Source organism: Burkholderia sp. AU33545 (assembly GCF_020419685.1).
GTDB classification, from domain to species: Bacteria; Pseudomonadota; Gammaproteobacteria; order Burkholderiales; family Burkholderiaceae; genus Burkholderia; species Burkholderia diffusa.
This window is the reverse complement of record NZ_JAIZRQ010000002.1, coordinates 622,809-637,921: the sequence shown is the minus strand read 5'-3', so window position 1 is coordinate 637,921 and position 15,113 is coordinate 622,809. Positions and strand designations below refer to the sequence as shown.

Annotated in this window: 11 protein-coding genes; 2 read left to right on the top strand and 9 right to left on the bottom strand. The window is 67.8% G+C overall.

From position 1 onward, the window contains the following. Window positions 1-450: 450 nt before the first annotated feature. A complete protein-coding gene (locus tag LGM71_RS08775) occupies window positions 451-774 on the top strand; it encodes a hypothetical protein (protein WP_226114638.1) in 324 nt (107 codons plus the stop codon). A gap of 76 nt (window positions 775-850) precedes the next feature. On the opposite strand, the gene LGM71_RS08770 is transcribed toward LGM71_RS08775, so the two are convergent. The 9 genes from LGM71_RS08770 to LGM71_RS08730 form a co-directional block, all read right to left on the bottom strand. After that, window positions 851-1,957, bottom strand: coding sequence for a porin (locus LGM71_RS08770; protein WP_082729783.1), 1,107 nt, complete (start codon window positions 1,955-1,957; stop codon window positions 851-853). A 107-nt stretch (window positions 1,958-2,064) separates the two neighbouring features. Further along, window positions 2,065-4,491 carry a membrane-bound PQQ-dependent dehydrogenase, glucose/quinate/shikimate family gene (locus tag LGM71_RS08765; RefSeq protein ID WP_226114637.1) on the bottom strand — a complete coding sequence of 809 codons (2,427 nt, stop codon included), beginning with the start codon at window positions 4,489-4,491 and terminating at the stop codon, window positions 2,065-2,067. Between the two features lie 664 nt (window positions 4,492-5,155). After that, window positions 5,156-5,986: an aldo/keto reductase gene (locus LGM71_RS08760; RefSeq protein WP_124901212.1), complete on the bottom strand. Its 831-nt coding sequence runs from the start codon at window positions 5,984-5,986 to the stop codon at window positions 5,156-5,158. 62 nt (window positions 5,987-6,048) lie between these two features. Then, the gene (locus tag LGM71_RS08755; RefSeq protein ID WP_226114636.1) at window positions 6,049-7,827 is read right to left on the bottom strand and encodes an FAD-binding protein; all 1,779 of its coding nucleotides are present in this window, start codon (window positions 7,825-7,827) and stop codon (window positions 6,049-6,051) included. A gap of 145 nt (window positions 7,828-7,972) precedes the next feature. Continuing rightward, complete coding sequence (locus LGM71_RS08750; protein ID WP_185633729.1) at window positions 7,973-8,125, bottom strand: hypothetical protein; 153 nt, start codon at window positions 8,123-8,125, stop codon at window positions 7,973-7,975. A gap of 26 nt (window positions 8,126-8,151) precedes the next feature. Further along, window positions 8,152-8,994, bottom strand: coding sequence for a shikimate dehydrogenase family protein (locus LGM71_RS08745; protein WP_226114635.1), 843 nt, complete (start codon window positions 8,992-8,994; stop codon window positions 8,152-8,154). Beyond that, window positions 8,991-11,546 (bottom strand): ATP-binding cassette domain-containing protein, encoded by a 2,556-nt coding sequence (locus LGM71_RS08740; RefSeq protein WP_226114634.1) that lies wholly within the window; start codon window positions 11,544-11,546, stop codon window positions 8,991-8,993. The genes LGM71_RS08745 and LGM71_RS08740 overlap by 4 nt, the downstream gene beginning before the upstream one ends. Further along, window positions 11,543-12,412: a branched-chain amino acid ABC transporter permease gene (locus LGM71_RS08735; protein WP_124621851.1), complete on the bottom strand. Its 870-nt coding sequence runs from the start codon at window positions 12,410-12,412 to the stop codon at window positions 11,543-11,545. Before LGM71_RS08735 ends, LGM71_RS08740 begins: the two co-directional genes overlap by 4 nt. A 138-nt stretch (window positions 12,413-12,550) precedes the next feature. Further along, on the bottom strand, window positions 12,551-13,849 hold the full coding sequence (locus tag LGM71_RS08730; protein WP_226114633.1) for an ABC transporter substrate-binding protein: 1,299 nt from the start codon (window positions 13,847-13,849) through the stop codon (window positions 12,551-12,553). 215 nt (window positions 13,850-14,064) lie between these two features. Here LGM71_RS08730 and LGM71_RS08725 point away from each other — a divergent pair, with 215 nt between their 5' ends. Further along, window positions 14,065-15,111 carry a Gfo/Idh/MocA family oxidoreductase gene (locus LGM71_RS08725; RefSeq protein WP_226114632.1) on the top strand — a complete coding sequence of 349 codons (1,047 nt, stop codon included), beginning with the start codon at window positions 14,065-14,067 and terminating at the stop codon, window positions 15,109-15,111. Window positions 15,112-15,113: the final 2 nt, after the last annotated feature.

The window sequence follows — 15,113 nt, the reverse complement described above, 5'->3', positions numbered from 1 at the left end:
ATCGGCGCCGGCCGCGCATGGAGAAAGATACTGAGGGTGGGCGCAAGCGTCATGCCCGCAACCGGCGAGGCTTTCATTTATCCGACGATGCGTGCCCTCAAGTCCCCAGAACCAAATCTCACCCACCAAATTTCCGGGGGCATTCATGTCTGAATTGACCGAATCCAGAAGCGTCTGCGGCGTGCAGCCGATCATCGGTTCAATCGATTCGACTGCCGTTCACATCGAAGGATGTTCGCTACGCTGCTCGCGTACCAGTCGCACTGCACGCTCTCGAACATCCGGGGAAAACGTGCTTGCCTTCTTGTTCATGGCTCGATTCTCTCAAGAATACGCTCCTCCACCCAATTCGGTGCGGTTCAGTGCCGCTGCGCGCTGATCAGATACGAAGGTCGATCTCACCGTGACTGCCTGCCTCGCGTTGCCGAACGGCGTGCTGGGCCAGATCGCATGCAGCTTCAACACGGCGTTTCCCCGTCACGGCGGATCACGGGAACCGACGGCATCCTCGAGACGACCTTCCTCAACAGCCCGCCACAAGACGGACCGCCCGAGATTCATCTGCGCCGCGGCGTTTCGTCCACGACGCCGCGGGAAACCATCGTGCGGCCGGGCGACAGCGGCCTCCTCGCGGAAACCGAGCGCTTCGTGCGCGCCGTCCGGCTCGGCCGGGAGCAGTGGAACGGCAGCACCGAAGCGGAGTCGGTCGATACGATCGCCACGCTCGAGGCGATCGCGCGCAGCATCCGTTCGGGAACCCGGGAACGCGTCTAGCGGGATTCACGTCCGTGCAGGCGCTGCAGGCAGCGAATCAGTTGCTCGCCTTGCTTGCGGCAACTGGCGGTGGCTTCTAGAAACGGTCGATCATCCCGAACTGGATTCCGCGCACCGACGCCCCCGGCCACGACGGCGTGAGGCCGATCACGTTCACGCCTTTCAGCGTGAACGCGGCCTGGCCACGGTTATGCAGCCAGGCCGCGCTTGCATAGAGCAGGACGCGCTTCGACAGATCGTATTCGCACGCGGCGCTGAACTGGTCGGCGTCGTTGTCGCCGCCCGATCGGTCACGCAGCCACGTGTACCCCAGCGACGTGCGAAAACGCGCGCTCACCGCATAGCGCGCGGAGGCCGACACGCCGTCGTTGTGGTAGCGGGGCGTTCCGCCGTCGCCATTGAAATACGACAGGAAGCCGGTCACCGGGCCGAATGCATAGGAGGCGCCGCCGAGGTTGGCGCGCAATGCGCCGCTGCCGTGGGTTTGCTGGTGCGCATATGAAATGCGGAGCGGGCCGTCATGCCACGAGAACGTCTCGATGTGGCCTGCCAGTCCATTGCCGTCGCCGTCGGTTGGCGCGCGCAACGACGCCATGATCGTGGTCGAGAAGCCATGGACCTCGGGTGAAAGGTACGTGATCGCGTTGCTTTCGTACGGCGTGATTTTCGACAGATTGTCGAGGCCCGACGCGATCGTGCCAGCACCGAACGCATCGAGCTGCCCCTTGAACGGGATGTAGATCGGCGAATACTGGCGGCCGATCCGCACGGTGCCGTAGCGCGAGCTCACGCCGATCCAGGCCTGGCGGTTGAACAACGTGCCGGCGACGGCCTGACTGCCGTCCGTCGAGCCGAAGCCGTTCTCGAGATCGAACAGGATCTTTACGCCGTTGCCGATATCCTCGGCGCCGCGCACGCCGATGCGCGAGCCTCGATATGCACCGGAATCCATCCGCGCGACGTAGCCGGAGCCCGGATTCGTGATTTCGATGCTCGTGTCGATCGCACCGTACAGCGTCACGCTGCTTTGTGCATGGACCACGGATGCGTGCGCGGCAATGGCCGCCGCTGCGACACCAATGCGGAGCGCGACACGTGTGCCGGCCGCCGGCCGGCGCGCTCGGCCGTTTTCCGACGCGGCATCGTGACGTCGGGGGCGGGAAGCGGGAAGGGAATGACTCATGGGCAAGGGAGGCGGGCAGCCTCGGCAGTGGGGCGACGCGTCGCGTGCGGCGTGGTGCGGCGAGGGTTGCCGCACCATGCCGCACGCAATCCGGTCGAATCAGGCGCTTACTTGTTGTCCGGCAATGCGTAGGCAACCACGTAGTCGCCTCGATCGGGCGACTGGCGCGCACCGCCTGCCGAGATGACGATGTACTGCTTGCCGTTGAGGGTATAGCTCATCGGCGTGCCCTGGCTTCCCACCGGCAAACGCGCCTTCCACACTTCCTTGCCCGTCGAGCTGTCGAACGCGCGCAGGTAGTAGTCCTGCGTCGCGGCGAAGAACACGAGGCCGCCGCCCGTCGTGAGCGAGCCGCCGATGGTGGGCATGCCGATCGGCGACGGCATGTGCATCGGCACGCCGTAGAGGCGCGTGTCCTTCACGGTGCCGAGCGGGACTTGCCATGCGATGCTACGTGTTTTCAGGTCGACCGCGGTGAGACTGCCGAACGGCGGCTTCTGGCACGGGATGCCGAGCGGCGAGAAGAAGCGGTCCTTCAGCACCGAGTATGGCGTGCCGCCGAGCGGCACCGCACCCATGCCTGCGTTCACCGACTCGTTGCCGTTGGATGTACCGCTGCGGTTCTTTTCCTTTTCCAGATGGACCCAGAGGCCGAGGCGCATGTCGTTCACGTAGATCATGTCCGCGTTCGGATCATACGAGAGGCCGCCCCAGTTCATGCCGCCGAGCGAACCCGGGAAGCTGAGCGAACGATCGGTGTCCGGTGCAGTGAAAAGGCCGTCGTAGCGCATGCCGCGGAAGATCACGCGGCACATCAACTGGTCGATCGGCGTGACGCCCCACATGTCCGAATCCTTGAGCACGTCCGCGCCGATCTGAGGCATGCCGACGGACAGCGGTTGCGTCTTCGAATACGGCTCGTTCGCAATCGACGCGGTCTTGACCGGATGTTCGACGACCTTCGTCAGCGGCTTGCCGGTCGCGCGATCGAGCACGAACAGCTGGCCCATCTTGGTGCCGACGATCAGCGCCGGCACGCGCTTGCCATCTTCCATCGGGAAGTCGATCAGCGTCGGCTGCATCGGCACGTCGTAGTCCCACAGGTCGTGGTGAACGGTCTGGAAGTGCCACTTTTCCGCGCCCGTCGTCGCGTCGAGCGCGAGGATGGATGCACCGTACTTCTCGTCGAGCGCGGTGCGCTTCACACCCCACAGGTCGATCGCCGCATTGCCCACCGGCATGTAGATCGTGTTCGACGTCGCGTCATAGGTCATCGGCGCCCACACGTTCGGCGTCGAGCGCGTGAAGATCTTGCCCGGTGCCGGCTCCGCGTGATCGTCCGGATTGCCCGGATCGAACGCCCACTTCATCTTGCCGGTCATCACGTCGAAGCCGCGGATCACGCCGCCGGGCATGTCGAGCGACACGTTGTCGGCCACGCGGCCACCCGTGACCACCGTTGTGCCCGCGACCGTCGGCGCCGACGTGAGTTCGTACAGCGGGCTTTTCGCGTTACCGAGGCCGGCCTTCATGTCGACGATGCCGTGATCGCCGAATGCGTCGCAGAGCTTGCCAGTGTCGGCATCGAGTGCGACGAGCTTCGCATCGATCGTGTTCATGAAGATGCGGCGGCGGCACACGGCCGGATCGCCGGACGCGGCGATCGGCAGGACCGGCGTCGAACCGGCGACGGTCGGCTGCACGAGCGGCTTGTCCGCGTCGAAGTAGGCGAGGCCGCGGCAGCGCACCCAGACCGTCGTCTTGGTCGGAAACGCATGGCGCCATTTTTCGGTGCCGGTTGCGGCGTCCACGGCGATCACCGTGTTGTGCGGCGAGCACAGGAACAGCGTCTTGCCGACCTGCAGCGGCGTTTCCTGGTCTTCCGAGCCGCCGCCGTCCGGGCTGAGCGGCGTGTCGCCGGTGTGGAACGTCCATGCGACCTGCAGGTTCTTCACCGTGTCGCGGTTGATCTGCGTATAGCCCGCGAAGCGGTCGCCGCCGGCCGAGTGACCGTAGGCCGTCCAGTCCTCGGTGCCTGCGATGCCGGCCACCGGCGCGGGCGTCTCGGTGCCGAACGTGCCGTGCGGCACGAACATCCCGTAGACGAACACGCCGTTGCAGGCGAGCAGCACGGCGGCGATGCCCCATGCGGCGCCTCGTGCGGGCGCCTTGCCTTCGGCACGGCGCAGCAGCGGCCAGACCGTCACGAGCAGCATGCCGATCATCGAGAACATGAAGATCCGCGCGTTGAGTGGCCAGAACGCGAAGCCGACTTCCCAGACGGCCCACAGCGCCGTGGCGATCAGCATGACGAGGTAGATCGCGACCGCGCTGGAGCGACGGCGGGCGAGCTGGACGCCGGTCGCGCACAGCGCGAGCCCTGCCAGCAGGTAATACCAGCTACCGCCGCGTGCGACGAGCATGCCGCCGCCGATGATGAAATAGAGCCCGAGAAGCAGCGAGACCAATCCCGCGGCGATCAGGCCGATTCGGGCCGAAGCATGAATCGGCCCTGCAGTTGATTGCTTGGACATGAGTGTCTTCTATCCGGTTGCGCCTGGGCTGCATCGAAGGCAGGAAGAGGGCGCAGCGGGTGGCCCTGTTCGATCATATGGAGGCGGCGCCGCGTTGCATGCATGCGCGGGTGCGGGCTTCGCAGATCCTGATCGTGCAGCCTGGTTAGCTGTAGAAATTAACTAAGCGGTGCATTTTAAGGGCGAGCCGCGGATTTTGCTCGCCCTTTTTTTCTTCGATTGTTGTCTGGATGGTTGAAAGTGTGTTGTCGGATTCCGCAACTGGCGCTCGTCGGGATCGGGGAGCGCTGCGGCGGCGATCACGCGGGAAGTGCGTGGTCTGGAGGGGGGGGGCGGGAGCGGCGCGTTGACATGATCTCGCTCGAATAGAGCGAGCGTGGGCAGCGGAAGTCGCGCGGCTGGTGCTTTGGACAGCGCGGGAGCGGCGTGCCTTTGTGAATGCAGGCAGCGCACGCGGTGCAGCCATTCGGCGTTCACCGTATCACTCTCGAGTCGCCAGCAGAACGGGAGGTTCGGCATACCGTTTGTTGGCCATTCACCTGATAAAAGCATCTGTCCTATCAACGGGCGGGACCCTGTAATCTCGGAAACGGAGTCGCACTCCGGTTGCTGAATCCATTGAGCGCCGGACCTCGGGGCGTGCGCAATGCCCCACCCCGGTTCTTCATTCAGCCGGGTCCCACTGCGGCGCGAACGCCGGGCTGACGAGGCGCTGGTTCTTCGGCAGGCCGCCGATCAGCGCACGATCGGCGTCGTCCAGGCCCACGTCGAGCGATGCCAGGTTGGCGAGCTGATTGCGTTGTCCGGCCGCCTTCGGCACGGCGGCCACGTTCGGCTGGTCAAGCAGCCATTTCAGCGCGACCTGGGTCGGCAGCACGCGATGCTTGTCGGCGATCCGCTGCAGCTCCGGAATCTCCGACACGCGGTTGCGCGCGAGCGGGCTGTACGCGATCAGCGCCATGTCGTGCTCGCGCGCGAATTGAAGCAGCCGCGCCTGACCCAGCAGCACGTGGTACTCGACCTGTATCGCGGCCAGCGGTGCCTGCCGGTTTTCAACGACATCGCGCAACAGCGGAAGCGGAAAGTTCGCGACGCCGATCGCCCGGGCGCGTCCTTGCTCCTTGAACGACACGAGCGTGTCGATCGTCTCGGCAAGATTCCAGTCGGGCGCCGGCCAGTGGATCAGGAACAGGTCCACGTAGTCGGAGCGCAGCGCGCGCAACGTGTTGTCGAGCGATTTCCGCATGCGTTCGGGGCTCAACTGGTCCCACCACACTTTGCTGGTCACGTGAATCTGCTCGCGCGGGACGTTCGACGCCGCGATGGCCTCGCCGACCGCCGCTTCGTTCTCGTACGCGGCCGCGGTATCGAGGTGCCGATAACCCGACTCCAGCGCGAGCGCGACCGCGCGCGTGCAGTCGTCGCCGAGCATGGGCCACGTGCCGAGCCCCAGTTTCGGCATGTTCAACGCGTGGCGGTTGACGATACATTGCATGAACGATTCCTCCTCGATGGGTTGAGCCGGCTCGGCTTGCCCGTGCCGTGCCGGCGCGTTCGTCAGCCGTGGGCGGTGTCGCAGGTCGAGCGATGCGCGGTGGTCGCGGCCGATGTGCCCGTCGACCCCGCGTCGCGTCGCGCGACGAATTTCGCGATGCGCCAGCCGAATACGATGGCCGGGCCGAGCGTCGTGCCGGGGCCCGGATAGGCGCCGCGGAAGATCGACGCGAGATCGTTGCCGCACGCGAACAGGCCGGGAATCACGCGCCCGTCGACGTCGACCACCTCGCCGTTCGCCGTGCCGCTCAGCCCCGCGCTGCACGCGAGGTCGGCGGGCCATACGGTCACGGCATAGTAGGGCCCGGCGCCGATCGGGCGAATGCACGGGTTCGGCTGTTGCGCCGGGTCGCCATTGAAGCGGCTCATCGGGCTGCTGCCGCGCTGGAACGCCGGATCCTCGCCGTTGGTGGCGTCGCGGTTGTAGGTCGCGACGGTACGCGCCAAGCCGTTCGCATCCACCTGCAATTTCGCTGCCAGCTCGGCCAGCGTCGCGCCCTTGACCAGATAGCCGGCACGCTCGAACGCCGCGATGCGCGCCGCGCTGCGCGCCGGCATCAGCAGGCCGAGGCCATAGGTCCGGATGAACGCCGCATCGACGATCAGATGGGCCGGCACGCTGGGCCCATTGCCGCTGTCGCGCAGCATGCCCATCACAAAGTCGTGATACGAGTCCGACTCGTTGACGAAGCGCTCGCCGCGGCTGTTGACCGCGATGAGGCCGGGTTTCGCGCGATCGAGAATGATGTGCGGCCAGACGCTGTCGCCGTCGCCGCCCGGGGCACGGCGAATCGAGCACGGCATCCACAGCCCCGGGCTGTCGCCGCCGTTTTCGACCCGCGCATCGACGCGCTGCGCGCGGTCGACGCCGTCGCCGGTGTGCGTCGCCGGCGACAGCGACAGCGGCCGGGCCGCGGCGGGGAAGAACTGCTGGCGCAGCGACGGATGGCGCGTGATGCCGCCGGTCGCGAGCACCACGCCGCGCCGCGCGCCGATTCGCCTGCGGCCGCCGTCCGGCGTCGTGACGATGGCGCCGGTGACGCGGCCGTCGTCGCGTACCAGTTCGAGTAGTGGCGTGTCGAAGCGAATCTCGACCTGGCGCTTGAGCAGGCTGTAATAGAGCCGCGCGGCGAGCGCGTTGCCCATTACGAGCTGCGTGCCGCGCGGAAAACGCAGGCGGTCCATCGCATAGCGGCCGACGACCGCGACCGTGCGTTTGAAGTTCGCGGCCGATGCGAACGGCGCGAGCAGCGCATTGAGGTCGGCGCGCGCGACCATCATCCCGCCGAGCCCCATGAACTCCTTGCGAGGCGGGCGCACGCGCGCGAATGCGCGGCCGAGCACGCGCGCATCGAACGGCGCGGGCACGAGCGCCCGCCCGCCATAGGCCGCGCCGGGGCCGTTCACGTAATCGGGATGCGCGGCGGCGGCGACGAACTTGACTTCGCTGATGCGCGCGAGCTCGTCGATCGCATCGGGGCCGCTCTGCAGGAAGGCTTCGCGCGCGTCGTCGCCGCCGCGTGCGCCGACCACCGACTGCAGGAAGCGGCGCGCATCGTCGACGCTGTCGGGCACGCCCGCGTCGACGCTCAGGCGGGTGCCCGGCACCCACGTCGTGCCGCCCGACGTGGACGTGATGCCGCCCACCACGGCTGTTTTTTCGCAGACGAGGACCGCAAGCCCCTCGTGATGCGCGACGAGCGCGGCGGTCATGCCCGCCGCCCCCGCGCCGAATACCAGCAGGTCCACTTCCTCGTCCCAGTCCTGTTGCACCGCACCCATGTCCACGTCTCCTTCATGTCGTTCCGTCGCGCGCCCGGATTCGACGCGCGGCGGAAGATGCTCCGATAATTATGGAATGTTATTCCAATAAATAGCAAAGTGGAATAGTGTTCTAAAAAGTAGGCGGAGCGGCGTGCGGCGACGTTCAGAAGCGGTGCACGATGCCGACGCCGGCCGCGAACTGGCTGCGCGTGGACGACGGCGCCGAGTTGAAGCCGTCGCCGAGCGTGGCGGTCGCGTCGATGATGTGGCCGCTGCCCGTGGTGCCGAACGGGATTCGGCGGGGCGCGCCGCGCACGGCGCTCGCGCCCCGCCCGCACGCGCTCAGGCGGCGGTATCGATCAGGAACGCGACCATCCGGTCACAGACCCGCGAGAACATCTGCGTGCCCGTGACGGTTCGGCAGCCGCGGGCACGCGCCGCTTCGATGAACGGCGTGAGCGGCGGCTTCGTGACGACGTCGCCGACGAAGGTGGTGGCCGGCACGCGCGATACGTCGACGGGCGGCGGATCGTCCGCCCGCATGCCCATCGGCGACGCATTGACGATCACGTCGAACGATTCGGGCGCGACGTCCGTGGCGGCGACGCGCACCGTGCCGCGTTGCAGCGTCGCCAGCCGGTCGACCAGCGACGCGGTGCGGGCGGCATCGTTGTCGCGCACGTCGAGCGACGCGACGCCCGCCATCACCAGCGCATGGCCGATCGCCGAGCCTGCGCCGCCCGCGCCGACCAGCAGCGCGCGCTTGCCGGGCAGGTCGCAGCCTGCGTCGCCGAGCGCGGCGACGAAGCCGGTGCCGTCGAACATGCCGCCGTGCCAGCCGCCGTCGGCGGTGCGGCGCAGCGTATTGGCCGCGCCGAGGAATGCGGCTTCGTCGGACAGGCTCGTGCAGAAGCCGGCGGCGCTGAATTTGTGCGGCACCGTGATGATCACGCCGTCGACGTTGCGCATCGGCGTGATGCCCGCGAAGAACGCCGCGAGATCGTCCGGCGCGACGTGCGCGGGGACGACCAGCGCGTCGAGTCCGGCCTCGCGCAGCGCGGCCGTCACGCCCTTGGGCGAACGGACCTGCGCGATCGGATCGCCGACGATGAAGTGGACGCGGGTCGCACCGCTCAGGCCTTCGTCGAGCGAAACCGGGGTGGTCGGGGTCAAGGGGGCAATCATGCTGTTTTCATCTCCTGGGTGGAACCGGCTTCGTTGTGTACGATGCCGAGCAATTTCGCCTGGGTGGCGGGGTCCTGTTCGAGCGCGACCGCGCTGCTTTCGTGCGCGACGCGACCGTTGACGAGCACGTATGCGCGATCGGCGATCGGCAGCACCATGTCGGCCTGGTGCTCGACGATGACGACGCTCGCGCGCTCGCGTAGCTTGACGACCGCGTCGAGCACTTCCTGCACGACGGCGGGCGCGAGCCCTTCGAACGGCTCGTCGAGCAGGATGGCCTTCGCCGGCGCCATCAGCGCGCGGGCGATCGCCACCATCTGCCGTTCGCCGCCGGACAGGTGTTCGGCACGCGCATCCTTGCGCGCCGCGAGGCGCGGGAACAGCGTGAACATTTCGTCGACGCTCGCGCCGCCCTTGCGCGCGGCGAGCCGCAGGTTCTCGGCAACCGTGAGGTTGGGGAACAGCCGGCGGCCTTCGGGCACCATCGCGAGCCCGAGGCGATTGATCTCGTGCGCGGGGCGCCCGGTGATGTCGTGGCCGTCGAACACGATGCGCCCGGCCGTGACTTCGGCGACGCCGGTCGCGGCGCGCAACGTCGTCGTCTTGCCGACGCCGTTGCGGCCGAGGATCGCGATGACTTCGCCTTCGTGGAGCGTGAGGTCGATGCCGTCGAGGATCGTGTTGCCGGTGTAACCGGCCTTCACGCCTTCGAGGCGCAGCAGCGGGCGTCGCGCCGGCGCGGCTTCTTCGTGCTGCGCGCCGCGTCGTGCGGCCAGCCGCGCATCGACCGGCCGCTCGCCCTTCGCGTGGCCGAGATAGGCTTCGACCACCTCGGGATGGCGCGCGACTTCGGCGGGCGAGCCGTCCGCGATCAGCCGGCCGCGATGGAGCACGCTGACGCGATCGGAGATCGTCAGCACGCGATCGATGTCGTGCTCGATCAGCAGCACCGCATGATGGTTGGCCAGCTCGCGGATGATCGCCGCCACGCGCACGCGATCGGCCTCGGCAAGCCCCGCGAGCGGTTCGTCGAGCAGCAGCAGGCGCGCGCGGGTCGCGAGCGACAGCGCGATTTCGAGCAGGCGCTGCTCGCCATGCGACAGGCTTTCGCAGCCGTGCGCCGCGCGATCGTCCAGCCCGACCGCCGCGAGCAGCGACCAGGTCAGCGCATTCTGTTCGCCGAGCGTGTGCGCGTCGCGCCACATGCCGAGGCGATCGTGCTGCGCGGCCTGTACGGCCACGCGCACGTTCTCGAACACGGTGAGGTTGCGGAACACGCTGAGGATCTGGAACGAGCGGCTCATGCCGAGCCGCACGCGGCGAAACATCGCGAGCTTCGTCACGTCCCGGCCGTCGAACGTGATCGTGCCGGCCGTCGGCGACAGCACGCCCGTCAGCATGTTGAAGAACGTGGTCTTGCCCGCGCCGTTCGGGCCGATGAAGCTGTGCAGCCGGCGCGGATGGACGTCGAGGTCGATCTGTTCGGCGGTCACGAGCGAGCCGAAATGTTTCGACAGCCCGCGCACGCTCAGCACGGGCTTGTCGGAATCTGTGTCGATGCCGCCGGCGCGATACGGCGCGATCGTGTCGGGACGCGCGGGAATCGTGTCGCGCACGAGGGTCCAGCGCGGGCGTCGCAGCAACCGCTGCACGATGCCATGGATGCCCTCGGGCGAGAAGAACGCGAACGCGATGATGATCGGCGCGAAGATCAGCCACCAGTGCTCGGTCAGGCTGCTGAGCTTGTCCTCGAGCAGGATGAACGCGATCGCGCCCCACAGCGGCCCGAGAAACTGGTGGACGCCGCCGAGCACGGTCATCAACAGGCTGTCGCCCGCGTGCTCCCAGCTCAGGTTGTTCGCGTATGCGCCTTGCAGCATCAGGCACAGCAGGCCGCCTGCGTAGCCGATCACGGCGGCCGAGATCACGAACGCACGCAGCTTGAGCCGATACGTGTCGTAGCCGAGACTCGCCGCGCGTTGCTCGTTGTCGCGCAACGCCTGCAGCGCCCGCCCGAACGGCGCGTGCACGAGGCGCCACAGCAGATACGCGATGGCGATCACCGTCACGCACGCGAACACGTGGAAGCCGACGGTCGCCGGGAAAGTCGGGCGCGGCACGTTCTGCAGGCCGTTTTCGCCGCCGGTCACATCCGTCCACTTGAACGCGATCTCGAATGCGATCTGCGAACAGGCGAGGGTGAGCAAAGAGAAGTACAGCCCGCGCCGGCGCAACACGATCGCGCCGATCAGCGCGGCCAGCACGGTCGTCACGAGCACGCTGGCCGCGAGCGCGAGCAGCTCGTTGCCGAGCACGCGCAGCAGCGACACGGCGACCAGGTACGTGGCCGTGCCGAAGAACACCGATGCGCCGAACGGCACGAGGCCCGTGTACGCGACCAGCAGGTTCACGCCCATTCCGTAGAGCGTGTAGATCGCGATCTGGGTCGCGCGCTCGAGCGGCGTGCCGGTCGCGGTGAGCGCGAGCGACACGAGGACGAGTGCGGTGGTCAGCACCGCGACAGGGTGGCGGGTCAGATAGTCGGGTTTCACTCGAAGCGCTCCCAGCGTTCACCAAACAGCCCGCGAGGGCGGACGAGAAGGACGAGTGCCATCAGCACGTACATGGCGACTGACGAGCCCTCCGGAAAGAACTGGACGGCCAGCGCGGTCACGATGCCGACCAGCAGGCCCGCGACCACGGCGCCGGCGAACGAGCCGAGCCCGCCGATCGTCACGATCACGAATGCGGGCATCACGGCGGTCGTCGCCATCCCCGGCGTGACCGTGACGAGCGGCGCGGCGAGCACGCCGGCGGCGCCCGCGAGCAGTGCGCCGAGCGCGAAGGCGCCGGTCAGCACGCGCGGCAGGTTGATGCCGAGCAGCCCGACCATTTCCGGATCGCGGCTGCCGGCGCGCAGGATCCGCCCGTACGGCGTGTAGTTCATGAACCACCACAGCACGACGAGGATCGCGACCGTCGCGGCGAGCACGAACAGCCGGTACTTCGTGATCAGCAGCGGCCCGTACACGAGGAAGCCGTTGAGCATTTCGGGCGGGCTGAACGGCAGGCCGCCCGCGCCCCACACGAGGCGCACCAGCGCGGTCAGCAGCAGCGACAGCGCGAACGTGACGATCAGGCCGAGCAGTGGCTCCTTGCCGTACAGGCGTCGGATGAACACCAGTTCGATCAGCACGCCCACCGCCGCGACGAGCACCGGCGCGAGCACGACGGCGACCCATCCGAACTGCGTCGACAGCGCGATCGCGAAATAGGCGCCGAGCGCGAACAGCGCGCCATGCGCGAAATTCACGATGCCGAGCAGCCCGCAGATGATCGACAGTCCGATCGCGAGCAATACATAGAGGAATCCCAGCACCAGTCCGTTGGCGACCTGGGACAACAACATTTCAGCCATGCCCTTACTCCAGAGTGCGGCCCGCCGCCGCCGCGCCGCGCCGCGTGGTGACGGGCGAGCGGCGGGCCGCGACGCGCGCGGGATACGCTTGGGGCCGTGTCGATTCGGGCGCCGCCGCCGCAGCGGCGGCGCGCGGGCTCAGCGCGCGGCCATCCGGCAGCCGATCTCCTGGCGCGTGCCGAACAGGCGGTCGAGCTCGGCGGGGTTCTGCGGCACGACGGAGATCGGGTCGAGCCAGTCCCATTTGTCCGCGATCCGGTCCTTCACCTTGAACACGCTCCAGCGCCGCAGCAGCTGGTGGTCCCACGGGCGGAAATTCGCGGGGCCGCTGCCGTCGGTGAGCTGAATGGTTTCCAGGCTCTGCACGATGTCCGCTCCGGACGTGCTCTTCGCGTGGTTGATCGCCTGCAGCAGCGCGCGCGCCGTGAACCAGCCGATCCAGGCCTTGTCGGCCGGCGGCTTGCCGTACTTCGCCGTGTACTTCCTGACGAACGCGACTTCTTCCGGCGAATGGCCCGGCGAGCTGAAATGCCACGGCTTGCCGTAGTAGCCGGTCGCCGCATCGGCGTTGATCGACCACAGATCCGAGTCGCCGATGATCGGGCACGCCACCGGGATCCGGCCTTTCATGCCCATTTCCGCGTATTGCTTCAGGAACGTCGACAGGTCGCCGCCCGGCAGGCCGAGCAGCACGACGTCGGGTTTCGACTGGCGGATCTTCAGGATGAACGAGCTGAAATCGGTGGTGTTGAGCGGTGTGACGTCGGCGCCGGTGATCGAGCCGCCCGACTGCTTCAGCAAATCCGACATCGCCCGCTGGATGTCCTGCCCGTACGCATAGTTCGCGACGAGGAAGTGCCATTTCTTGCCGATCGCGAGCAGCGACGGCGCGAGCGCGCGGCACGCGACGGGCGTCGGGCTCAGCACGCGGAACGTGTACGGGTTGCAGCTGCTGCCGGTGAGCTCGCGCGCCGCGGCGTTCGGTGCGATGTAGGGCGTCTTGGTGCGCCACGCGACCGACGACATCGCCAGCGACGTGCCGCTGTTCGTGCCGCCGATCACCGCTATCGCCTTGTCCTGCTCGACGAGCTTCTGCATGTTCTGCTGCGCCGACTGCGGATTCGGTTCGTCGTACCAGACGAGATCGACGCGCCGGCCGCGCGCCTGGTTGCCCGCGTCGTCGAGCGCGAGCTTGACGCCGTTCGCGATCACCTCGCCCTGTTCGGTCCACACGCCCTGCTTGGCCATCAGCAGGCCCAGCTTCAGCGGCTGCTCGCCCTGCGCGCGCACGATCGCCGGCGCGGCGAGCGCCGCCGCACCGCCCGCGAGCGCCTTGCCCGCGGTGACGAGCCACGCGCGGCGCGGCAACGCCGGGCTGTCGGGCGCGTCCGCCGGGTGGCTGGAAAGGGTGTCGTTCTGCTCGTGCTGGTCAGTCATGTGTCTGGCCTCCTGTTTCCTGGTCAAGGTCGATTCCGCGCGGTCCTTGGGCAGGCCGCGCGACACGTGTCGAATTTTTTCGTGAATTCTGGTTTGAAGTGGAATAGCATTCAACAATTAAAGGAGATTTCAATAAATCGGGGTATTCACCCGGTCGGTCCGGAATGCGAACGACTCGACGCGATGCGGACGCCCCGAACAACGGAGATGAAGCGATGGGAAGAAGACGGCTGGCAGTGATCGGTGCGGGCGCAATCGGGCGGATGCACGTGGAGCGCGCGCGCATGCACGCGCAGGTGGAAGTGGTGGCGATCGCCGATCCATCGCCGGCGGCCGAACAGTTCGCGCGTGCCGAGGGGGTACGCGGGTTCGCCGATTACGCGACGATGCTCGACGCGGTGCGCCCGGACGGCGCGATCGTCGCGACGCCGAATGCGACACATGTGGAGGTCGGCCTTGCGTGCATCGCGCGCGGCGTGCCGGCGTTGATCGAGAAGCCGGTATCGGACAGCGTCGCGGCGGCAGCCGAGCTGGGACGCGCCGCACGCGAAGCCGGCGTGCCGCTGTTGGTCGGCCACCATCGCCGCCACAATCCGATCCTGAGGCGCGCGCGAGAGATCGTGCAGTCGGGGCGGCTCGGCAAGCCGGTCGCGGCCAATGCGCTCGCGACCTTCTACAAACCCGACGCGTATTTCGAGGTCGAGTGGCGCCGTCGCGCGGGCGGCGGCCCCGTGCTGATCAACCTGATCCACGACATCGACATCATGCGGTTCCTGCTCGGCGAGATCGTCGAGGTGCAGGCCCAGGCGTCCAATCGCGTGCGCGGCTTCGACGTGGAAGACACGGCCGCCGTGCTCCTTCGCTTCGACAGCGGCGCGCTCGGCACGCTGGCCGTGTCCGATTGCGCGGCGTCGCCCTGGAACTGGGATCTCGCGGCGGGCGAGGCCTCGCACTATCCACGCCAGCAGGTGAACACGCATTTCCTCATCGGCACAGATGCCTCGCTCACGCTGCCGCAACTCGATCTGTGGGAATACCGCAGCGGGAAGGGCTGGCACGATCCGTTGACGGTCGAGCGCTGCACGCCGCATGGCGCCGATCCGTATCACGAGCAGTTGCGCCACTTCGCGGCGGTGATCGCGGGCGACGAGGCGCCGCTTTGTTCGGCCGACGACGCCGCGCGCACGCTCGCGGCGACGCTCGCCGTGCATCGTGCGGCCGCGACGCGCACGGGCGTTGTGCCCGCGGACGTCGCGGCATAGCC

Excerpts from the sequence above, each read along its gene's own strand:
- LGM71_RS08775 (WP_226114638.1), top strand. The coding sequence starts at position 451 with ATGCAGCTTCAACACGGCGTTTCCCCGTCACGGCGGATCACGGGAACC.
- LGM71_RS08770 (WP_082729783.1), bottom strand. The coding sequence starts at position 1,957 with ATGAGTCATTCCCTTCCCGCTTCCCGCCCCCGACGTCACGATGCCGCG.
- LGM71_RS08765 (WP_226114637.1), bottom strand. The coding sequence starts at position 4,491 with ATGTCCAAGCAATCAACTGCAGGGCCGATTCATGCTTCGGCCCGAATC.
- LGM71_RS08760 (WP_124901212.1), bottom strand. The coding sequence starts at position 5,986 with ATGCAATGTATCGTCAACCGCCACGCGTTGAACATGCCGAAACTGGGG.
- LGM71_RS08755 (WP_226114636.1), bottom strand. The coding sequence starts at position 7,827 with ATGGGTGCGGTGCAACAGGACTGGGACGAGGAAGTGGACCTGCTGGTA.
- LGM71_RS08745 (WP_226114635.1), bottom strand. The coding sequence starts at position 8,994 with ATGATTGCCCCCTTGACCCCGACCACCCCGGTTTCGCTCGACGAAGGC.
- LGM71_RS08735 (WP_124621851.1), bottom strand. The coding sequence starts at position 12,412 with ATGGCTGAAATGTTGTTGTCCCAGGTCGCCAACGGACTGGTGCTGGGA.
- LGM71_RS08730 (WP_226114633.1), bottom strand. The coding sequence starts at position 13,849 with ATGACTGACCAGCACGAGCAGAACGACACCCTTTCCAGCCACCCGGCG.
- LGM71_RS08725 (WP_226114632.1), top strand. The coding sequence starts at position 14,065 with ATGGGAAGAAGACGGCTGGCAGTGATCGGTGCGGGCGCAATCGGGCGG.